This window comes from Microvirga sp. TS319 (genome assembly GCF_041276405.1).
Classification (GTDB): domain Bacteria; phylum Pseudomonadota; class Alphaproteobacteria; order Rhizobiales; family Beijerinckiaceae; genus Microvirga.
The window spans coordinates 644133-665255 of sequence record NZ_JBGGGT010000001.1 but is presented as its reverse complement, the minus strand read 5'-3'; the positions used below and the strand labels follow the sequence as shown (position 1 = coordinate 665255).

Genomic DNA, 21123 nt, shown 5'->3' with positions numbered 1-21123 from the left:
AAGCCTTCGAGGAGCCTGCCATGTTCAACTGGTTCGATCTGATGCGCCAAGCGCAGACCCAAGCGGCTTTTGACACCTTGGCACGGCAGTTCCAGCTCTCGGCCGACCAGCAGCAGCGGACCATGGCCGCCGTTCTGCCGGCCTTCGCCATGGGGCTTCAGCACACCATGACCAACGGCGATCCGGGTCGCCTCCTGCAATCCCTGATGAGTGGCGGCTATCAGAATTTCTGGCAGCCCGCCGGACAACCCTATTCCCCGCAGGCGCAGCAGGAGGGCAGACGCCTGCTGGATCAGCTCTTCGGCTCCGACGAAACCAGCCGCCTGGTCGCCCATCAGGCAGCGAATTTTGCCGGCATCGGTGTCGACGTCATGCAGCAGATCCTGCCGATCTATGCCGGCCTCCTCGCAGGGGGATTGACGCAGTGGATGGCAGCGCAGTCGAAGGTCGTCCAAAGCTTTGCTTCGCCGAATACGGCCGAGACGTCCAAGCAGGATGCGGTCAATGCCTGGGCGGAACTCTGGTCCGGATGGTTGAAGGTCCCGGCGGCGGAGCAGAAGCCTGCCGCCAATCCATTCCAGGAGATGATGGCCGGCTTCCTCCCGAGCCCCGACACCGAGAAGCCTCCGGAGCCCTCGCCGTCCGCTTCATGGGGCGAGATGATGGAAAAGGGACGCGAGATGCAGATACAGTATCTCACATCCCTTCAAGGGATTCTGGAGGATGCCTGGGGAACGCGCCCGAGGAAGTCCTAGCCTCCTCACGCACGGGTCCACCGGCCATGACTGGCGTGCGGTGGCGGCAGATCCATGTGCCGGGCTGACGTCTCCACGCATCGCACGAGCATCGATGACGGGCGGTGATGAATGGGCTCCATCAGAGCGCTTTCAACGTCGCCGCGCGTAAGGCCGATATCCTTGAGCATGCGCTCGTCGAACTCGGCGAGATGCTTGACCTCGCGGCGATCCCCGACGGCCCTGGCGAATGAGACGAGCGCACGCAGAAGCCTGCCCAGCATCAGGGATACAGGAGAGATCAGGATAGGCGCCGCAGACCGGGACATGTCAGTCTCCTTTCGCTCGTGAATGATCTCACAGGGGCTCTCGGGATGCTCTGGAACGTTCCGAATCGTTCCAGGGAGTACCAAAGTCGTTCCAGTCGCGCTCCGGGGAGATATTATGGAACGTCACTGAGAACGGAGCTTCCTCTAAGCCTTTGTTTCTAAATACGAATCTTTTCGCCCTGTCGGAATATATAGCATGACTTGTTTCATCACTTGAAACGATTGTTTGAGATTTGTATCATAAGAATCGTTGATAATGGGATCGTGGCCATGCACCTGCTTGATATCGACCAGCTCCGCACCTTCGTGGCGATCGCGGATACGGGATCGTTCACCCGCGCAGCGGAGATCGTCCACAAAACGCAGAGCGCCGTCTCCATGCAGATGAAGCGATTGGAAGACCGAGTGGGGCGCCCGATCTTCGAGCGCGACGGACGCCTTTCCAAGCTCACGGACGAGGGCGAGCGGCTCCTCGACTACGCCCGCCGGATCGTGCGCCTGAACGCTGAATGCATGGCTTCCTTCAATGAGCACGAGCTCACGGGCCGCGTGCGTTTAGGCCTTCCCGACGACTATGCCGACCGCTACCTGCCGGAAATCCTGGCGCGGTTCTCGCGCTCCAACCCGAAAGCGGAGGTGACGGTGATGTGCGAACCCACCCACAACCTGATCGGGCGGGTGCAGCACGGCGACCTCGACCTCGCGATCATCACCCATGTGGACCGGCGCGGCCCATCCGAGATCGTGCGCATCGAACAGCTTTTATGGGTCACTTCGGGCCGCCATGGCGTGCATGAGGAGACGCCGATCCCGCTGGCCCTCGGCCGCCCGAACTGCGACTGGCGTCACTACGCTACGGAGGCTCTGGAGAGTGCAGACCGCGCTTTCCGCATCGCCTATGTGAGCTGGAATTCCACAGCCGTGGGCGCCGCGGTCCTGTCGGGCCTCGCGGTCTCGGTCCTCCCGGAAAGCGCAGTACGCCCCGGCATGCGCATCCTGGGGCCTTCCGACGGGTTCCCTGCCTTGCCCTCGTGCAAGATCGGTCTCATCCGGGCGCGTGGCGAGGAGAACCCGCTCGCAGATGCTTTAGGCCTCCAGATCAAGCAGTCGCTCGACAATCTGGGCTCCACGCGCCCGGTCTATCCGATCGCCGCGGAGTGAGCCTCAACGAGCAGGCCTGCGCAGCACCAGCACGTTGCCGATGAGCGCGAACACCACGCCGATCCCGGCGAGCGCCGTCCACTGGTAGCCTTCGAGCAGCGTGGATACGGCAAGCGCGATGATGGGAAACAGCACGGTCGAATAGCCTGCGCGCGCGGCCCCGAGGCGACGCAGCAGCGTGAGATAAGCCATGAAGGCCAGAACCGAAGCGCCGATCGAGAGATAGAGCAGCGAGCCGATATAGGTGGCCGTCGGCTCGATGATGAAGGCGTTGCCGCGAAGAACGTTCAGCGCGAGCAGCACGCCGCAGCCATAGGTCATGCCCCAGGCGGTGGCGGAGAGCAGCGGCACGCCCCGGCGCTGCACCACGGTCGAGATCATGTTGCCCGAGCAGAAGAACAGCGTGCCCATTACGCAGAGGCCGAGGCCCCTGAGCGCGTCCGCATTGAAGCCCGCACCCGCTATTTCCGGCCAGAACAGGAGCCCGATGCCCATGACGCCGATCACGCCTCCGAGCGCCACCCGCGGCTCAACCTTCTGCCGGAAGATGACGAAGCTCAGGACGAGATTGAACACGGAGGCGAGTGAGAACACCACCGAGAGCAGCCCGGACGGCACGCTCAAGCCACCGTAATAGAACGAGATGAAATTGAACGAGAACAGACAGCATCCGACCGCCGCGAAACGCAGGTGATCGGCGAGCCCGAACCGAACCCGGTGGCCGGTGGCGAGCACCCAGGCCCACATGAGGATGGTCGCAAGCAGGAAGCGCCACAGCACCGACATCTCCGGCGCCACCACGCCGAGCTGCGCGTGGATTCCGATCCAGCTCACGCCCCACAGGAAGACGGTGGCGGCGTAGAGCCCGAAGGTGGTTCCGTCGAAGCGCTTGGCATCGGGCGCAGACATCGTGGCGGTGGCCTGGGTCATGGGTCTTCCAAAGAATCGTGTGATAACCCGATTACGCTGAGCGGATCATCAATACAAATGATGAAATGTCATTGATTTTTCCTGGAATGCTGATGGGACGCTCAAGAAACACCCTGGCTATATTGTCGGAGGCTGCTTCATAAACGGTCCGAAAATGCCGTTTGGGAATGCAATCTGCGCAACAAAACGACTCGCGTCGCCTCAGACATTGAAGTCCCCGCAAGTCATATGTGACCGGGATTGTCGTCCTTCTGACCATTTGATCTGGCCACGTCTCCGGAGGTCCCGAGCAGGATGGCCTGGAATTCACAGGCGAGGGTTCGAGCGAGATCCGGATCGACCGCTGCCATAGTCTCCCGACCGGCAAGAGCTGGAGTGTCGGGATGTGCGCCTTGCAGCTTGGTTCCGAACTTTCTCCGCCGACCTCGGGGTTTTCCCCGATAGTCAGAGCGAACGGCAGAGGTCAAACTCCTGGCTCGTCGCGCCGATGGTCTCGCGCTGATGCGCAACCCGGTTGAAAAACCAGTTGGAGAAGTCATGCCTGCGGATCGACGGCCCAGAGAGAGCGGATATTCAAGCTGTACCGGCAAGAGGTGCGAGTTGGGGCTTTGCCGAAAACGGAGTATGGTTGCTGTTGATCCGCCCCCAAGGCATTGGCTCCTGGTCCAACAGTAAAGCGTTGCGTTCCAGCGTCGGCGACAGTGTTGAAGAGATCTCACGACAAAGAACGATTCCTGATGACTCTCAGGGTTAGACCGGATGAACCTGACATCCACCGGCAATATCCTCTGGCCTGATAGCTGAAAACTCAGCCATCACGTCTTGGAGTTCATTGCCGTCAGGTCCGACCGAGGTCGTCACCATCTCAGGGGCCGGGCGAGGCGGCGGGCATTGCATGACCTGTCCGATCATCCGTGATCCCGTTGGGCTTGAGGAGCGACGCCGACATGGGGGCGGCAACGCTGCGATCCGCAGATGGACAGACCAACGGAGACAAATGAAGCGCCGTCAAGGCCTGGAGAGAGGTCAATGGCGAAACAGGGACGCCTGAATCCGTGGATCCTGACGGGAACCCTTGTCCTCCTGCTCGCGGCACTGAAGGTTGCAAGCGCCGTTGTCACGCCGGTAGCCTTCGCTTTGTTTCTCATTGCACTTCTTTGGCCCTTGCAGAGACGGCTCCAGGTCCTGCTGCCGCGACTTGTTGCCCTCATGGCGACCATTCTGTTACTCGTCACGGCGTTCATCGCATTCGCCTCGCTGATCGCGTGGGGGTTCGGCCACGTCGGCCGCTGGGGCTTGGCGAATATCGGGCGTTTCCAGGCCCTGTACGACAGGACGACGGCATGGCTCGAGGATCAGGGCATTGCGGTCGCAAGCCTGTGGGCTGATCACTTCAATGTCGGCTGGCTCTTGGGATTGATCCAAAAGTTCACCAGCCACGTGAACACGACACTGAGCTTCTGGGTGGTCGTCCTGCTCTACGTGATCCTGGGCCTCCTCGAGGTCGAAGGAACAGCCAGGAAAATCAAGGCATTACCGGACGGAGCTACGATTCGCCTTCTGTGGGAAGGTAGTGAGGAAACGGCCGCCAAGATCAGACGATACATGGCGGTTCGCACGCTCATGAGCTTGCTGACAGGAATGCTCGTCTGGATCTTCGCAATTCTCTTCGGGCTGCCGCTCGCCCGGGAGTGGGGCATCATCGCCTTCGCACTGAACTACATCCCGTTCATCGGCCCGCTTGTCGCCACCGTCTTCCCGACTCTGCTCGCGATGCTGGAGTTCGACACCTGGCAATCGGCGGTCACTGTCTTCGTGTGCCTGAACGCGATCCAGTTCGTGGTCGGCAGCTACATCGAACCGCGCCTTTCCGGCTCGGCCTTGGCAATGTCGCCGTTTATGGTTCTGTTTTCGATTTTCCTATGGACGTTCCTGTGGGGGCTGCCCGGCACCTTCATCGGCGTGCCGATCACGGTGGCTGCCCTCACCTTCTGTGCCCGGCACCCGGACACGCGCTGGCTCGCAATTCTTCTCGGGCCGCCGGACGAACGAGAAAAGGCCATCGATATGGGGGCTGGAACCGGAGACGGCTTTCCCGGCCATGATCGTTCCGGCCATGTGTCGGGATCCGGCAGGAGGACATGATTTCGGTCGCAAGGACCGATCCGACCGCTAGAGCATCGTGCGGACCCAGCGGGCCGCGCTAGCGAAAAGTGGCCCCGGTTTTCGCTCAAACGATGCGCCCCGTGGAGCGTCTTGCCGTCCCGAATGGTTCGCCTGACGCGCCGCAATGATCGAACTGACGGATGTTTTTGTGCGGGAGAACGGCTCTTGAGATCGATCGTCTATACAGGACTGAGAAGAATCGCGATCGGCGCGACCGTATTGGCGGGCGTCTTGCTTTGCCTGATCGTCGCCGGTCTCGCCTTCCGTGCGTGGGACGCTCTCCGCGCCCCTCCGCTGGAGCCATGGCACACCTTCGTTCCGGACGAGCTCGATGCGGATGCCATCGACGCCACCGACTGGCAGGGCTATCTCCAGGCCGAGGACCGAATCCTTGCCGAGGTCAGGCGCGAAGTCTTCCGCAAACCCGGCGAAGGCGCCGCGATGCCGCTGAGCCGCTATGTTGCAGGCAGCCCGGTGGACCCTCAAGGCTTTCAGACCGACTGGAATCGCTCCTACGTCATGGAACCCAAGGGCGAGCCGACTGGCGCCGCCGTGTTTCTGCACGGCCTGACCGATGCCCCCTACAGCCTCCGTCACCTCGCCGCCCTCTATCGCGACCATGGTTTCGTCGCCGTTGGCATCCGCTTGCCGGGCCACGGCACCGTTCCGGCCGCCTTGACGACCGTTGAGTGGGAGGACTGGATGGCAGCGACCCGGCTGGCCGTGCGAGAGGCTGTCCGACGCGCAGGCCCAGGCAGGCCGCTTCACATCGTCGGCTTCTCGAACGGTGGGGCACTCGCGGTGAAGTACGCCTTAGACGCCATCGGAAAAGACGATCTTCCGCGACCGAAGCGTCTGATCCTTCTCTCACCGATGGTCGGCCTCACGATCTTCGCTCGCTATGCCGGCATTGCCGGATTGCCTGCCTTCTTCCCGGCCTTCGCCAGGGCGGCCTGGCTCGATGTGCTGCCCGAGTTCAACCCCTTCAAGTACAACTCTTTCCCCGTCAACGGAGCGCGGCAGGCCTTTCAGGTCACGCAAGCTCTTCAGGATCAGATCAATCGCGCAGTCGCCGATGGCAGCATTGCGGCCCTCCCGCCGATTCATACGTTCCAGTCGGTCGTCGACTTCACCGTCAGCACCCGGGCGATCATCACAAGCCTTTACTCGAGGCTTCCAGCTAATGGCAGTGAACTGACCCTGTTCGATCTTAACCGGGCCATCAGCCTCGGCCCGCTGATCGACCGCTCCATGGAGACGATCGTCGACCGGCTCTTGCCTTCTGCTCCGCGCGCGTTCAGGACGACGCTCGTCACGAACTCAGATCCATCGTCGCTCGAGGCCGTCGAACGGCTCACCGAAAGCGGCGCAACGGCTGAGACGATGACGCCACTCGGCCTGACATTCCCCCCCTTTGCATTCTCGCTCTCCCATGTCGCCCTGCCCTTTCCCGTAACCGACCCGCTCTATGGTTCGCAGCCGGACAATAAGGAGGAGTTCGGCATCAATCTCGGCGCCCTGACACCGCGCGGCGAGCGCGGCGTCCTTGTCGTTCCTCTTGACGCACTGGTTCGGATCTCGTCCAACCCGTTCTACCCCTACGTGGCACGCAGGATCGCCGAGAGCATCGACCAAATGCCGCACAATATCCCCTGATAGCTTGGGACGGCTCATGCCGCTGACCCTGCTGACTTGGACCGGTGGAGGAACAGCAGCATCGTGCGAAAAAGTGCCCCCGGCTTTTTGCAGGAACGACGGACTCATCCAAGGAGGGAGCATCGAATCGATCCCAAAAGTAGCGTCCACTTTTGGGTCCGATGCTCTAGCCAGGCAAGGTGTTCTTATACAGCCTGCCGTCCTTCATGATAACCATGAGGTTCTTGTCCGGGTCGGCGACAAGCTCAATGTCGTCAATGGGATTGCCATCGATCACCAACAGGTCGGCGAGGGCTCCCTCTTCGATGACTCCCAGCTTTCCCGGGTAGGGGTTTCGCGAACCCGACATCGCCAGAAGCTCAGCGTTGCCGGAGGTTGCCATCGTCAATATCTCGGCATTGTCGTACCAGCGGGTCAAATGGGTCAGCAGGAGTCCCTGCCGCCCCGTAAGCGCGTTCGAGAACAGCAAGTCCGTTCCGAAGGCGGTCTTGATCTTGCGGTCCTTCGCGAGCCTGTAAACATCGTCCGTTCCGGCGATGACCTGAAGCAGATTGATGCGGCTCTGGCCCGTCAGCGGAGGCATGTCGTCATCGTCGATGAACGGTTGCGTGCTGAGCCATGTGCCCTTGTCCGCCATGAGACTGGCAGTTGCCTCGTCCATCAGATGCCCGTGCTCGATGCATTGAGCGCCTGCAGCGATGGCCCGCCGGATCGCGGTGGGTGAATAGGCATGCACCGCCACGTAGGTATTCCGGTCGGCTGCCGCCTGGACACCCGCGCGGAGCTCCTCCTCGCTGAACGTGATCATGTCCAGCGTGGTACGCGGCGATGCGACGCCTCCGCCACCGACGAGCTTGATCTGCGAAGCGCCCTGGAGGAGCTGTTCACGCACCCGCAGGCGGACCTCGTCCGCATTGTCGGCGATATTGGCACTGCCGGTTTGCTCCATATGACTCAGCGGACCGCCCGGAATCCTCGGCAGATCGGATAGAGGTCGCATGTCGCCATGCCCACCGGTGGTCGTGATCATGGCTCCCGAAGGATAAATGCGAGGTCCTGTGACGAGGCCCTCATCAATCGCCTGCTTCAATGCAAAGGAAGGGCCGCCCAGGTCCCGGATGGTGGTGAAGCCACGCATCAGCGTCCGTTCCGCCTCAGCGCTCGCGGCAAGAAAAATGTATCCCACGTCAGCCGAAATCAGGACGGGGATCGGAAGTGCCGCGAACATCGTATGCCAGTGGGCATCGATCAGGCCCGGCATCAGAACCCGACCGCCACAATCGATCATCTGTGTGCCCTCCGGCGGCGCCGGGTCACCGCTGACGATCTGCTTGATGCGATTGCGCTCGACAAGGAGGCGAAGCCCTCCCCGCACCACGCTGGACGTGCCGTCGAACAGCAGGAAGTTTCCGAACGCGAGCGGCGGCGTCGGTCGGGAGGATGACGATTGTGCGCCGACCGGACGGACGAGGCCAAGCGAGACGAGCGAGGCACTCGCCCCTGCGATGAAACCGCGTCGGGACAGGTCCCTGCCGATCCGCCGAGCGGCGGCCTGAAGCTGCGGCTGACAACAGGAGCAGGCCCACGCTTCGGAACGCTCGACTTCATCGGCCGACACACACGAAAACATGGACATCCTCCCGCCTATTGAGAACAATTCCCGATGTTGAGCCGGATCGTGGTCCGATCTCGAGACATCGACCTCAATGCCTGACATCTCTGGCATGTGGCGGCCTGCCACCCCAGAGTGACGCGGAGCCCAGCCACGCCGCACCGTGCAGGATGAAGTCAATCCCGAGCAGGAGCCCGAACACCCAGAAGCCCGTCTTCGGGAATTCGGCCAGAACGATGAGCCCTGCCGCAACGCCGAATGCACCCGACAGCAGCATGACCCAGCCGTTCTCCTGCCAAAGGCTCCCTCCCCAAAGGACACGCACGATCCCCGACAGCAGCAGCAGCAACCCGAGGCTGTAGGCAAGCAGCAGCTCGCCCTGCCGGGCCGAGCGAACAAAGACCTGGGAAAGCACCATGACACCCGAGCCTGTCGCGCCGACGAGCACGAGGCCCAGGACGATGTAAAGCAGCCCGAGCAGCATCTGCCATGCAAGGCCGCCCCAGCCGCGCGTCCACGCTGCATGGACGATCTCGAAGGTGCCCACGACGATGGCGGCTGCCCCGATGAGGGGCGGGCTGATAGATGAGGCGACCGCGACGTCGGCCAAGATCATCATCCCGCCCAGGATCATGACAACGCTCAACACCCCGCGAAGCCAATACGGGGGCTGCCTCAGGCGGGGCGCCGCGGGATCCGGCACGGCATCATCACGACCCATTGCGCCCTCCGGCAGCTCAGGTCAGCCCCTGGGCAGGCGGGCCGACGCGACATCCCCCCTGTCCCGCGCCCCTAGATCGGCTGCTCGAACCGGCGGCCGAGCGAGCGGCACGCCATGGCCAGCAGCCCACAGAGCGCCGCGGCGATCAGGTCCGTGACCGGCGCGACCGGCAGCCAGTCCAGGCCAAGCGCGGTCGCGCCGGCGAGCACGACCATCAGGATCGCGGCCCCGAGCAGGATCCAGCTCAGGCCATACATCAGCGGGGCCGAGACGTTCACGCCCAACCGCATCGGCGCCTCCTCCTGCGCGCAGGCCGCTACCAGCGCCGCCGCCGGCGCCAATAGCCGTCCCGCCAGACCCAGCGCCCGCGCCGGGCGCTCCAGACCCAGCGTCCCGGCACCCAGACAAAGCCCGAACGCGGCCGCGGCCGGCGCTCAGGGCGCCGCCGCGGCGGCGGCGGCCGCCGGCCAGGACGACTGGGACCAGGACGACCGGGGCCGGGCCGGCTCGGCCGGCCCGGTTCGCGGCTAGGCTGGGCCGCGGCCTCGGTCGCAACCCCGACCGTCGTGGCCGCCGCCGTGCCCAGGATCCACGTCAGAAACAACCGTCGTGACAGCATCGCGCTCTCCTGTGCCGCTTGGCCCCTTACGCCGGTGACGCCGCCATCCCGCCCGCAGACTCGACACCCTCGCTCGGGCTCGGCGGGTGCGCCCGAGCCAGCGCCGCCTGGAGCTTGGCTTCCTGCTCGGGCGACAGCGACGAGCGGATCACATGGCCCTTGAACCCCGCCAGCTCGGCGAGCACCTTCTCGGGCTGCGACTTGCGGATCAGCAGAAACAGCGCCGAGGTCTCGGGCTTGAGCGTCGCGCCGATCCCCTTGATGAAGTCGTCGTTGATGCCGTAATCGATCAGGCTCCCGCTCAGCGCGCCCGAGCCGACCCCGACCGCCCCGCCGATGGCAAAGCCGGCGAGCGGATTGAGAAACAACAGACCGATCAGGCTGCCCCACAGGGCGCCGCGCAGGCCGCCCGAGGCCGCGCCCAGGCTCACCAGGTTGACGCTCTGCTTGATGCGCACCGTGCCATCCGGGCTGCGGATCGCGACCACCGCATCCTCGAGATCGATCAGGTATTCCTTCTGCAGGCGCGTCAGCTCGGTCAGGACGCGGTCCGCATCGGTCGGGCTGTCGAACCCGACGACCACCAGTTCAGCCATCGACCGGACTCCTCTGGAAGCGGTGCGGCCCCTGTCCGGTGTGCAACGTGGATGTCGGCCGCGGATTGCGGGACAGTTGAGCAAACCCCGACGCCACACAACGCCCGATCTCACCGGGAACAACCCTGAAGCCGCGCTCGCCCCTGCAGGATCCTGTTCGCACGCCCCGCCCGTCAGGCGCGGGGCGCTGGCGCGGCACGGCCGCCCGAGGCTTTCCGAGATCACTTAACCGCCGCATGATGGCGAAAATCCGACAGCGCACCGCATCGCGGACACGCGGCTCCCATTCTGTCAGCGCAATGACTTGAATGCGGCTCGGAGTTCCTGGGTCAGGAGTTCCGGCTGCTCCCAGGCGGCAAAGTGCCCGCCTTTGTCGAGGCGGTTATAGTGGATCAGCCCGGGAAACGCTTTCTCGGCCCAGCTCCGCGGAGCGGCATAGATCTCGTCCGGAAAGACGCTTACGGCCACCGGAATGGTGATGTGCTTTGGAGCGAAGAAGGCCAGCTTGTTCTCCCAATACAGGCGCGCCGACGAGACCGCCGTGTTCGTCAGCCAGTAGAGCGTGATGTTGTCGAGGATGTCGTCGCGCGTCAGACCCTCGGGTTGGCCGTCAAAGACCCGCGCGATGAGTTCGTAACTGCGGATGTCGTGGTCGAGCATCCAGGCGGCGAGGCCGATGGGCGAATCCTCGATCCCGTACAGCGTCTGCGGGCGGTTGCTCATCTCTTGAGCGTAAGCCAGGCCATGCTTGTAGAAATAGTCGAGCTGATCGTAGGCATGCTTCTCGTCAGCGGAGAGGTCCGACGGTGGAGGGCCGCCGTCCTGGAGCGCCTTGGCGATCTCGTCGGGCACGGTGGCCGGCATGTTGGTGTGAATGGCAAGCAGTTCCGGAGGCGCCTGCAACGCCATCTGCTCCGAGACCGCATCGCCCCAGTCGCCGCCTTGCGCCACGAACCGTGTGTAGCCGAGGCGCTTCATCAGCACGGCCCAGGCGCGGGCGATGTGCTGCGGGTCCCAGCCGGGAGCGGTAGGTTGCCCTGAGAACCCGTGTCCGGGCAGCGACGGGATCACTACGTCGAAGGCATCCGATGCAGTCCCGCCATGGGCCGTGGGGTCGGTCAGCGGCTCGATGATCTTCAACTGCTCGATGATCGATCCGGGCCATCCGTGGGTGATGATCACCGGCAATGCGTCCGGATGGGGCGAACGAACGTGGATGAAATGAATGTCCAGTCCGTCGATGCTCGTCATGAACTGCGGCAAGGCGTTCAATCTCGCCTCGACCTTGCGCCAGTCGTAATCCGTCGACCAATAGCGCGCGAGAGCCTGCATGGTTGCGAGTTGCACGCCTTGCGAGGGATCCGGGACCGTTTCCTGCTTCGGCCACTTGGTTGCGGCAATACGGCGCCGAAGGTCTGCGAGCGCCGAGTCGGGGATATCGACATGGAAGGGGCGGACCCCGATATCCTCAGTCGCCGTGCCCGCTTGAGCGGGTTGCGCCGCCAGAGGCACAGGGACCAGACTGACGGCGAGCACCGTTACCGACATGGCGACAAGCGCAGCAGCTGTGGCGATGAGGTCGGACATCGTCATTCTCCCTGGTGGCCAAGCAAACCACGCAACGCAAAAACGACGTCGACGAAAGGTCGGTTGAATGCGGCTCGTCGGGAGAGCCAATCCAACGCAGGACCTTGATGTATGGGATCATGATACGCCTTCTTGCCATGACCGGAAAGCGGCATTGGATCTGTCCTCCTCGTTGTCGGGAGGAGGATCCGCTCAGGCTTCGAGCATACGGTTGCGCATCCCTGAGCATTGGGCGTGAAATAGAACCTCTGTCCGATGCGCAGAGAGGGCCTCGAGGCTTTGTGCATCTCGAGGCCGCGGCCATTGCAATATCTTTCGCCGATTTATGCCTTACGTCTCCTGGCTGTTAGGAATGACGTTGTCATTCTCCCCTTACCCCGGACACTGATGACGCCGCGCGGCTCGAACTCATAATAGTTCTCGAGTGCGCCGCGCAGCTCCTCCGAGACCTGAATGTGTCCCGGCAGGCTGCAGGCTTCAAGGCGGCTTGCGACGTTGACCGTGTCGCCCCAGACGTCATAGATGAACTTGTTCCTGCCGATCACGCCGGCGACGACCGGACCTGAGTGCATTCCGATCCTCGCGCGAAAGCGGACCTTGGTATCCCGATTGATCTGCTCGAGTGCCCCAAGCATCTGAAGGGCCAGCTCACCCATGACCTCGGCATGGTCCGGCCTGGCCTCGGGAAGACCTGCAGCAGCCATATAGGCGTCGCCGATTGTCTTGATCTTCTCGATGCCCAGACTCTCCGCAAGGGTATCGAAGGCTGAGAAGATCCGGTTGAGATTTTCGACGAGTCGACCTGGCGCTACACGCGCGGCCACCTTGGTGAATCCCACCAGATCGCAGAACAGGATGGTGGCGCTCTCGAACCGGTCGGCGATCACCACCTCTCCACCATTGAGACGGTCCACTATTTGCCCAGGCAGGGTATTGCGGAGGAGAGCATCCGATCTCTCCTTTTCGGTCTTAAGCTGTGCAAGGTAGCCAAGCTCACGATCGCGCCAGTGCTTCCGCTCCAAGCAGGCATTGATGCGGGCGCGGAGAAGAACCTGATCGAAAGGCTTGGGCAGATAATCCTCAGCGCCTGCCTCAATGCAGCGGATGACGCTGGCGGTCTCCTGATGCCCCGAGATCATGATGACCGGGATATCCCGGAAGCGCTCATGCGTCTTCAATCGCTCGAGCACCTGAAGGCCATTCATGTCGGGCATTATCAGATCGAGCAGCATCAAATCGACTTCTTCAACCCTGAGGATTTGCAAAGCCTGCTCCCCTGAGATGGCCTCGATCGCCTGATGCCCTTCACGCTCCAACCGCCGCAGGAGAAGACCACGATTGCTGGCATTGTCGTCGACGACCAGGATCTTCCCTGTTTCCCGCGGACGCTCCCGAGTAAGCCCGGGCGTTCGCGTTCCGAGCAGAAAGTCGGTACTTTGGAGCTGCGTCTGCTCCGCCTCGGTCGCAGCAGGTTCGGCTTGATAGCAGGTGAGGTTGACGATCCATTCCAGACTGGAAAGGAGCCGGATCGTCTCGGTCTGAAGCTGTTCGAGGTCCTGGCGAAGCGACACAGCCCTGAGATCACTGAGATCTTCGAGCAGCATCTCGCTATAGCCCTTGATGGCGCTGAGTGGATTGCGGAGGTCATGGAGCAACCGCTCCTGGAACCCAGACAGGCTCTCCCCCTCGCCGCGAGGCGCCGGGACATCGGCGCCGAGAAGCCTCTCGACAAGCCCGAGCAAGACCTCGGCAGACTCCCGGATCCGTCCTATGTCTGGCATGAGCCCCGATAGGCCTAGCCGGGCTGCCTCATCACAAAGCATATCGGAATAGCCTGCAATTGCACTCACTGGAGCCAGAAGTTCCTGCCGGACATGGGTGAGACGCGCGCGTACCTGACTTCCATGAGTGGGGTGATCGAGAGCGTCATTCGTCGATGATCGTAAACTTCTGATCATGAGGAGCCAGCCTGGAGAAGGCGTTCGATCTTCGCGAGCAGGCGTTCCAGTTCAACCGGCTTGGTGTCGTAGTCGTCACAGCCTACCGACACGGCTTTTTCCCGATCACTCGACATGGCGTGCGCCGTCAGGGCGATCACCGGGATGGATCGCGTCCTTGGCTCCGCCTTGAGCCTTCGTGTCGCTTCCCAACCATCGACAACCGGCAGGCTCATATCCATCAGAATGAGATCCGGCTTGCCTTCGGCCGCAGCGCTCAACCCTTTGGCACCATCCTCGGCAATGAGAACGTCGTATCCCTTACGCACGAGCCTGCGCGAGAGCATATCACGGTTCAACTCGTTATCTTCGACCAGCAGGATCGTGGGCATGATCGTCTCCGGCGCTCAGGAAAAAGACCAAATAGCTAGCGCATCGTGCGAAAAAGTGGTCCCGGTTTTTCGCAGGAACGATGCGCTCATCTCAGAAGGGAGCATCGAATCGAACCCATAAGTGCAAATCCACTTTTCCCGTCCGATGCACTAGCGAGCATCGCTCGCAGACCGGCGTGAGACGCTTATTCCCGTGCCTCTCGCAATCATGTCGTGAATAACGCCCACAAGTTCGGATCGCTTATAGGCCCCCTTCTGGAAAATCTTTTCGGCATGCTGGTTCAACCATGAGACCTCCTCGATGGACAGGTCCTTGGCCGTGACCACGACGACGGGAATATCACGCCAAGAGGCCTCCCGGCGCATTGTGTCAAGCACTTCGAATCCGTCCATTCCAGGCATCATCAGATCCAAAAGGACCACCGCCGGTGCCCCCCGACCTAGAGCGGAAAGGGCATCGGAGCCATCAGCGGCTTCGGTCACCGACCAGCCTCGCTTCGACAGGATCCGCCGCAGCATCTCACGTGTCATTGGATCGTCATCGACGACCAGAACGGAAAGATCGCCTCGGCGCCCGCGGAAACATCCCAGAACACCGAGCAGAGCCTCGGGATCGATCGGCTTCGTCAAGTAATCCGCGGCACCAAGGGCATAGCCCATCTCCCGGTCGCCCAGGATCGTCACAAGGACCACCGGAATGCCTTTCAGATCCGGGTCCGCCTTGAGCTCCCGCAATACGGCCCAACCATCAAACTCAGGCATGATGACGTCAAGCGTAATGGCATCCGGCCTCACCTCGCGTGCAAGCCGCAACCCCTCGCGCCCACCTGCAGCATGCACCACCCTGTAGCCACGCGCGCCGAGCTCCCGCTCCAGGAGATCGTGTGTGGCGCGCTCGTCGTCGATCACTAACACGGTGCCGGACGTGCCCTCTGCCCGCTCGGGAGACGTCGTCTCGTCGGTACGACAGACGGCCGGGAGAGTGACGATGAAACTTGAACCCTTGCCGAGTTCGCTCCGGACCGCGACATCGCCACCGAGCATGAGACAGAAATGTTTAGTGATCGCCAGTCCGAGTCCAGTTCCACCATAGTTTCGTGTCGTCGACACGTCGGCCTGACTGAAGGGCGAGTACAGTTTCGCCATCTGTTCGATCGTCATTCCGATGCCGGTGTCTGAAACCTCGAACTCCAGACAGTCACGATCCTCTCTGGTTGACTGCCTGGCCGAGAGTATGATCCGACCGCCCTTTGTGAACTTCGCCGCATTGCTGAGGAGATTCAGCAGGATCTGCCGCATCTTTGTCTGGTCGGAATGCGCGACTCCGAGGTCGAGACCGCAATGCACGTCAAACGTGTTGCTGTTCTTCGCCATCAGCGGCTGAACGGTCGCACTCACGTCAGCAACGAGGGCGGAAATGTCGATACTCTCGAGGAAGAGATCCATTTTTCCAGCCTCGATCTTCGACAGGTCGAGAATGTCGTTGATCAGCCCGAGTAAGTGCTTGCCGGCACCGCGGATCTTTTCGAGGTCCGGCCTGAGCTCGGGCCTCGTCAAATCGTCCGTCTCCTCAAGGAGAATCTCGCTATAACCGATAATTGCGTTCAGGGGTGTTCTGAGCTCGTGGCTCATGCTCGCGAGAAAATTCGATTTTGCCTGACTTGCCTGGATGGCTTCATCGCGGGCCGCGGCAACCTCGGCAGTTCGCTGCCGCACAAGTTCCTCCAGATGATTGTTGAGCTGCTGCAGGCGGATGTTCGCGTCGTAGATCTCCCGCGTCTTTTCCTCGGCGATCGCCTCAGCCGCCTTTCGCGCTTGCCTCTCCCGCTCCAGACGCCGCTCAAGCTGCTCAAGTGTACTCACGGCGAGCTACCTCGTCGGGAGACAAGAAAGCAGGCCTTAGTCCCGGCTCCATTCGAGAGGTCCTCGACTTCAATGTCAGCATCCTCTCCGAAGTGAGCCACACAACCGCAGATCAAGCCCTCGGCCAGGCTGGCGAACGGGCGAGTGGATCTGTAGGTAAGACGCAGAGATCCCGGCTGGGATGTATCACACTCGAAAGTCGGCAACTCCGCTTCAGGGTATAGCTTGCGCACTTCGACATGAATGTAATTTTCGATCTGCTCCAAAAAGCGAAAAGAAGTGTCGATTCCGTCGAAGTACTCGGGAAACAAGACATAGAATCGCTCAAACATGTATATGCCGAATGACCGCAAGAGATCGGCGGTGCTGATGCCCGTCTCGTTGCTAAGACACGACACGAGCTTGACCATTTCCCTGTGATCGTAAGTTCCGACGCTCGTATAGGCCCCTCCCGAAGGAAGTTCAGCCTCTTCGATTATGGCGTCAGCGAGTTCCGGCGAGAACTTTCTCTCAACCATTTCAAGGAACTCGGTGAAGACGATTCCCTTCATGTTCTGAGAACCTACGGTTCCGTCGCAATTCTTGAGCCGACGTCCTTTGATGATCAGAGCCCGCCTTGCCCAACGGCCCGATTGACACTGAAGATATCCGTTGCGACCGACCACTGGCGAGCCAGCGTACAGCGATATTCGACGAGTCCTGTGTCTAAAGTAAGGGAACCCACACGAACTCTTGGCGCTGTAGATTTCGTCCTCCCGATTGGGTTTGGCTCATCAGGAAGGGTGCCATGGCACGCCTGCTTTGGTGATCCGACAAGGCCCTGGGGCTGTCGGGAGCCGCATTGTCCCTCCACAACGAGTTGATCCTGCAGGGCGGCGGTTCTTCCAAGCGTCTGAACTGATCGCTTCAGCAATGTGAACTAACACCTAAGAGCCGCTTAATGTGGGAGTATCTGTGCTAATATTCTTGCCATGCCCCAATTTAGGTTCTTCGTCTCAAACCAGCAGAAGCGCGTCAGATACCCAAGAAGTTTCAACTTGGCTGATGTTGATCGAGCGCGAGGCGTTGCTGCGCGGATCATCAGAGCCTTTACCGAGGCTGTGCCTTACTGGAAGACCTTGACCGCTGAGCAGCAGAATGCCTTCCTGGTTGAGATCGTGGACGAGGCGGACCGACCGATTCTAATGGTTCACTTTAGCGATATTACAGATCCAAGCCTTGGATGAGGAGGACTTGTCAAAGCTCTGCATACGAAGAAGCCCCACCAGAATTGTTCGACTGATGGGGCCAGTTGGAAGGTTTTGGGAGGAAGCACCTTCAGGCCTCCAACTCATGAAGCTCCTGATTGTTGCTGTCGATCAGCCTGTTTCATTCTTTCGTAAACCATGAATTAACGTAACGCGCTGGCTCGAAGTCGCCTGTAATCAGCGCTCGCTCGTATCAGGGCTTCAAGGTTGTGTGCATAACCTTCCGGCATCATTCCATTGCGCCACAGCCCGGCACGATAGGCGGAGCCACCTCGTCAATCGGCCAGTTGCGGTCGTGAACGACATTTCGAAGTGCCACTGTCTCGATGTTACCGGGTCTCAGGCAACCCATGGTTACTTCTTCGACCTGTTTGCCGAGCTTACAGCATCGAACGTGTCAACGAGCCCACATCCGATTCTGTCAGTCTATGGGGTCGAGCATCTTGTCACGCAAAACCAGTTCCCACGTCCCGCGTTCGATGCGCTCGATCGAGTTGTAAGCCTGCGGCCTGCGGCCTCCCGCGCCCAAGCTCGGCCCCCAACGCTCTCGCTCATGATCGGGAGAGCGTTGGGGGCTGCCGTTCCGCCCTTGGCTCAGTACTCCTGGCTGGTCGGCCTAAAGAGGATCTCGTTCACGTCGACATCGTCCGGCTGGCTCATGGCGAAAGCCACCATGCTGGCGAAAGATTCCGCCGGGATCGCGCGCTCATAGGCCTTGCGCATGGCCTCAGCGATGTCGGACTCGGTGATACTGTCCGGGAGTTCCGTTGCCACCATGCCGGGCGATATGATGGTGGTGCGGATGTTGTAGGGCTTCACCTCCTGTCGCAGACCCTCGGAGATAATGCGCACCGCGTGCTTGGTCGCGGAGTAGACCGCGCCGCCCGCCCGCACCTTGTGGCCCGCCACCGACGACACGTTGATGATGTGGCCGCTTCTCTGCTCCTTCATGTACGGCAGTGCCGCGCCGATGCCGTAGAGGACGCCTTTGATGTTCACATCGATCATGCGGTCCCAATCCTCCACCTTGCCGCGTTCGAGCGGCGAGTGCGGCATCAGGCCGGCATTGTTGAGAAGCACATCGATGCGGCCATGGCATTCGACAGCATGGTCCACCAGCCGCTTGATCTGATCAACCTGCGTGACGTCGGTCCGCACGGCGGCGTCTTGGCCCAGCGAAAGCTCCTCGGCGAGGATCTGGAGTCGATCCAGGCGCCGTGCCCCGAGCACCAGTTTGGCTCCGTCCTGCGCCAGACGGCGCGCAGCGGCTTCGCCCAAACCGCTGCTGGCGCCTGTAATGACGACGACCTTGTCCTTGATCCCTTGGGCCATGTGGCTCTCCTTGCGGTTGCAATTCAGGAAGCCGGTGCGCCGCTGCTTCTTGAGGATTTGGCAGCGCATCGGGGTTATGACGATCAGGTCGTGAGCGAGGCCATATCGATCACGAAACGATAACGCACGTCGGACCGCTCCATGCGCTCATAGGCCTCGTTGATCTCGTCCATCCGGATCGTCTCGGTCTCGGGCAGGATGTTCTTACGGGCGCAGAAGTCGAGCATTTCCTGGGTTTCACGGATGCCACCGATCGGAGAACCGGCAACCCGCCGCCGCCCCAGCAGGAGCGGTACGGTTGACATTTCGTCGAGCGGGCCGATCTGGCCGACGATCACCAACGTGCCGTCGATATCCAGCAGCGGTAGATACGGATTAAGATCGTGCTTGTTGGGAACGGTGTCGATGATGAGATCGAAACTGCTGGCCGCCTGCGCCATCGCGTCCGGATCGGTGGAGACGAGCAAGCGGTCGGCCCCGAGCGCCAGCGCATCGGCCCGCTTGTCGGGCGTGCGGCTCATGACCGTCACATGAGCCCCGAGACCCGCTGCGAGCTTCACGGCCATGTGGCCGAGCCCCCCGAGGCCGATTACACCGACGCGGCTGCCCGGGCCCGCATTCCATGTGCGCAGGGGCGAGTAGGTCGTGATGCCCGCGCACAGCAGTGGGGCCGCCCGAGAGAGGTCGAGCCCGTCGGGCACGCGCAGGACGAACTCCTGGCGCACCACGATGTGCTTGGAATAGCCTCCATGGGTCATCTCCTGCGTAATGCGGTCGAAGCCGCCATAAGTGCCGGTATTGCCTTCGCGGCAGAGCTGCTCCTCGCCTCTGCGGCACTGGTCGCAATGCTGGCAGCTATCGACCATGCAGCCGACCGCCACATGATCGCCGGCCCTGAAGCGGGTAACCTCGGAGCCGACCTCGATCACGCGGCCGACGATCTCATGGCCGGGCACGACCGGATAGTTGGACCAGCCCCAATCGTTACGAGCCCAGTGCAGGTCCGAGTGGCAGACGCCGGAGTAGAGGATTTCCATCGCGACGTCGTTCGGGCGCATGGCACGGCGCTCGAAGGAGAAGGGTTGAAGACGGGCTCCGGCAGACGGAGCCGCGTAGCCAAAGGTTTTGTAGCGGAAGCTTGCCATTGTGTACTTTCGATTGGCTTCGTTGGTCTGTTGAACGTCACTCGAGCCGTCCGGCATCGACCAGGATGTCGGATGGTTGTCTGCGGACGCGGGTTTGCGTCAGCGGTTGATCCTCGCCTGGAGGTGTGCGGGATATCGATCGCCTTGGACTGTGATGTGAGAGAGCGCATTCTCGATGTCACGCAGATCATCCGGCGTCAGTGTGACATCCGCCGCTCCGATGTTCTCCTCCAGGCGATGCAGCTTCGTGGTCCCGGGGATCGGCACGATCCAAGGCTTCTGCGCCAGCAGCCAGGCGAGAGCGACCTGAGCGGAGGTTAGCTGCTTGCGGGCCGCGATCTGCCTGAGCAGGTCGACAAGAGCCTGGTTCGCCTTTCGTGCCTCAGAGGAAAAGCGCGGAACCACATTGCGGAAGTCCTTGGGACCGAAGCTCGTGCTCTCGTTGATCGCGCCCGTCAGAAAGCCCTTGCCCAGCGGGCTGAAGGGAACGAACCCGATGCCGAGCTCCTCCAGGGTCGGTAGGATCTCCTGCTCGGGCTCGCGCCACCACAGGGAATACTCGCTCTGGAGCGCTGAAACCGGCTGCACCGCATGGGCGCGGCGGATCGTCTGCCCTCCTGCTTCCGAGAGGCCGAAATGCTTGACCTTGCCTTCTCGGATCAGGTCCTTCACGGTTCCCGCCACATCCTCGATCGGCACGTCCGGATCGACACGGTGCTGATAGAAGAGATCGATGCGGTCGGTCCTCAGTCGCTTGAGCGCGGCCTCGGCGACCTCACGGATGTGTGCGGGGCGGCTGTTCATGCCGCTCTGGTCGCCTTCCTCATTGAACTCGAAGCCGAACTTGGTGGCGATCACCACCTGGTCGCGGATAGGAGCCAGAGCCTCTCCCAGAAGCTCTTCGTTCCTGTAAGGACCATAGGCCTCGGCAGTGTCGAAGAAGGTGACACCCCGTTCGAAAGCCGTTCGGATCAGAGCGATCGCTTCCTGCGTATCCGTGGCGGGGCCATAGCCATAGCTTAGGCCCATGCAACCGAGCCCGATGGCCGACACCTCCAAATCGCTCTTGCCGAGTTTCCGCTTGTGCATGTGCATT

20 protein-coding genes and 1 pseudogene are annotated in these 21123 nt (G+C 61.7%); 6 read left to right on the top strand and 15 right to left on the bottom strand.

What is annotated here, in order from left to right:
* Window positions 1-20 precede the first annotated feature (20 nt).
* Window positions 21-755, top strand: a complete 735-nt coding sequence (locus AB8841_RS03035; protein WP_370434387.1) for a DUF937 domain-containing protein — start codon at window positions 21-23, stop codon at window positions 753-755.
* Window positions 756-760: 5 nt separating this feature from the next.
* Here AB8841_RS03035 and AB8841_RS03030 read toward each other — a convergent pair whose 3' ends face one another.
* Window positions 761-1063, bottom strand: coding sequence for a DUF1127 domain-containing protein (locus AB8841_RS03030; protein ID WP_370434386.1), 303 nt, complete (start codon window positions 1061-1063; stop codon window positions 761-763).
* Window positions 1064-1333: 270 nt separating this feature from the next.
* Between AB8841_RS03030 and AB8841_RS03025 the strand changes: the two genes are divergently transcribed.
* Entirely contained in the window at window positions 1334-2224 is an 891-nt protein-coding gene (locus AB8841_RS03025) for a LysR substrate-binding domain-containing protein (protein ID WP_370434385.1), read from the top strand.
* Between the two features lie 3 nt (window positions 2225-2227).
* Here AB8841_RS03025 and AB8841_RS03020 read toward each other — a convergent pair whose 3' ends face one another.
* Window positions 2228-3154, bottom strand: coding sequence for a DMT family transporter (locus AB8841_RS03020; protein ID WP_370434384.1), 927 nt, complete (start codon window positions 3152-3154; stop codon window positions 2228-2230).
* Window positions 3155-4004: 850 nt separating this feature from the next.
* Here AB8841_RS03020 and AB8841_RS03015 point away from each other — a divergent pair.
* The 3 genes and pseudogenes from AB8841_RS03015 to AB8841_RS03005 form a co-directional block, all read left to right on the top strand.
* Window positions 4005-4079: pseudogene (locus tag AB8841_RS03015) on the top strand (arginine deiminase); the annotation flags it as partial.
* A gap of 104 nt (window positions 4080-4183) precedes the next feature.
* Window positions 4184-5299, top strand: a complete 1116-nt coding sequence (locus AB8841_RS03010; protein ID WP_370434383.1) for an AI-2E family transporter — start codon at window positions 4184-4186, stop codon at window positions 5297-5299.
* A 186-nt stretch (window positions 5300-5485) separates the two neighbouring features.
* Window positions 5486-6976 (top strand): alpha/beta hydrolase, encoded by a 1491-nt coding sequence (locus AB8841_RS03005; protein ID WP_370434382.1) that lies wholly within the window; start codon window positions 5486-5488, stop codon window positions 6974-6976.
* A 166-nt stretch (window positions 6977-7142) separates the two neighbouring features.
* Here the strand turns inward: AB8841_RS03005 and AB8841_RS03000 are convergent, their stop codons facing one another.
* The 10 genes from AB8841_RS03000 to AB8841_RS02955 all read right to left on the bottom strand — a co-directional run bounded on the left by AB8841_RS03000 (window position 7143) and on the right by AB8841_RS02955 (window position 16854).
* Complete coding sequence (locus AB8841_RS03000) at window positions 7143-8606, bottom strand: amidohydrolase family protein (RefSeq protein ID WP_370434381.1); 1464 nt, start codon at window positions 8604-8606, stop codon at window positions 7143-7145.
* A 73-nt stretch (window positions 8607-8679) separates the two neighbouring features.
* Window positions 8680-9309, bottom strand: a complete 630-nt coding sequence (locus AB8841_RS02995) for an HdeD family acid-resistance protein (protein WP_370434380.1) — start codon at window positions 9307-9309, stop codon at window positions 8680-8682.
* A gap of 71 nt (window positions 9310-9380) precedes the next feature.
* On the bottom strand, window positions 9381-9599 hold the full coding sequence (locus AB8841_RS02990) for a hypothetical protein (RefSeq protein WP_370434379.1): 219 nt from the start codon (window positions 9597-9599) through the stop codon (window positions 9381-9383).
* A gap of 26 nt (window positions 9600-9625) precedes the next feature.
* Entirely contained in the window at window positions 9626-9928 is a 303-nt protein-coding gene (locus AB8841_RS02985) for a hypothetical protein (protein WP_370434378.1), read from the bottom strand.
* A gap of 26 nt (window positions 9929-9954) precedes the next feature.
* Window positions 9955-10524: a DUF1269 domain-containing protein gene (locus AB8841_RS02980; protein ID WP_370434377.1), complete on the bottom strand. Its 570-nt coding sequence runs from the start codon at window positions 10522-10524 to the stop codon at window positions 9955-9957.
* 291 nt (window positions 10525-10815) lie between these two features.
* The gene (locus AB8841_RS02975; RefSeq protein WP_370434376.1) at window positions 10816-12111 is read right to left on the bottom strand and encodes an epoxide hydrolase family protein; all 1296 of its coding nucleotides are present in this window, start codon (window positions 12109-12111) and stop codon (window positions 10816-10818) included.
* A 323-nt stretch (window positions 12112-12434) separates the two neighbouring features.
* Window positions 12435-13853 (bottom strand): adenylate/guanylate cyclase domain-containing protein, encoded by a 1419-nt coding sequence (locus tag AB8841_RS02970; RefSeq protein ID WP_370434375.1) that lies wholly within the window; start codon window positions 13851-13853, stop codon window positions 12435-12437.
* Between the two features lie 212 nt (window positions 13854-14065).
* Window positions 14066-14440 (bottom strand): response regulator, encoded by a 375-nt coding sequence (locus AB8841_RS02965; protein ID WP_370434374.1) that lies wholly within the window; start codon window positions 14438-14440, stop codon window positions 14066-14068.
* 150 nt (window positions 14441-14590) lie between these two features.
* The gene (locus AB8841_RS02960) at window positions 14591-16303 is read right to left on the bottom strand and encodes a response regulator (protein WP_370434373.1); all 1713 of its coding nucleotides are present in this window, start codon (window positions 16301-16303) and stop codon (window positions 14591-14593) included.
* Window positions 16300-16854 carry a heme NO-binding domain-containing protein gene (locus AB8841_RS02955; RefSeq protein ID WP_370434372.1) on the bottom strand — a complete coding sequence of 185 codons (555 nt, stop codon included), beginning with the start codon at window positions 16852-16854 and terminating at the stop codon, window positions 16300-16302. The genes AB8841_RS02960 and AB8841_RS02955 overlap by 4 nt, the downstream gene beginning before the upstream one ends.
* Before the next feature lie 486 nt (window positions 16855-17340).
* On the opposite strand from AB8841_RS02955, the gene AB8841_RS02950 reads away from it, so the two are divergent.
* Window positions 17341-17529 (top strand): hypothetical protein, encoded by a 189-nt coding sequence (locus tag AB8841_RS02950; protein ID WP_370434371.1) that lies wholly within the window; start codon window positions 17341-17343, stop codon window positions 17527-17529.
* A 615-nt stretch (window positions 17530-18144) separates the two neighbouring features.
* Here AB8841_RS02950 and AB8841_RS02945 read toward each other — a convergent pair.
* The 3 genes from AB8841_RS02945 to AB8841_RS02935 all read right to left on the bottom strand — a co-directional run bounded on the left by AB8841_RS02945 (window position 18145) and on the right by AB8841_RS02935 (window position 21116).
* The gene (locus tag AB8841_RS02945) at window positions 18145-18882 is read right to left on the bottom strand and encodes an SDR family oxidoreductase (protein WP_370434370.1); all 738 of its coding nucleotides are present in this window, start codon (window positions 18880-18882) and stop codon (window positions 18145-18147) included.
* Window positions 18883-18965: 83 nt separating this feature from the next.
* Window positions 18966-20027, bottom strand: coding sequence for an NAD(P)-dependent alcohol dehydrogenase (locus tag AB8841_RS02940; RefSeq protein WP_370434369.1), 1062 nt, complete (start codon window positions 20025-20027; stop codon window positions 18966-18968).
* A 99-nt stretch (window positions 20028-20126) separates the two neighbouring features.
* Window positions 20127-21116 carry an aldo/keto reductase gene (locus AB8841_RS02935; RefSeq protein WP_370434368.1) on the bottom strand — a complete coding sequence of 330 codons (990 nt, stop codon included), beginning with the start codon at window positions 21114-21116 and terminating at the stop codon, window positions 20127-20129.
* Between the last annotated feature and the right edge of the window lie 7 nt (window positions 21117-21123).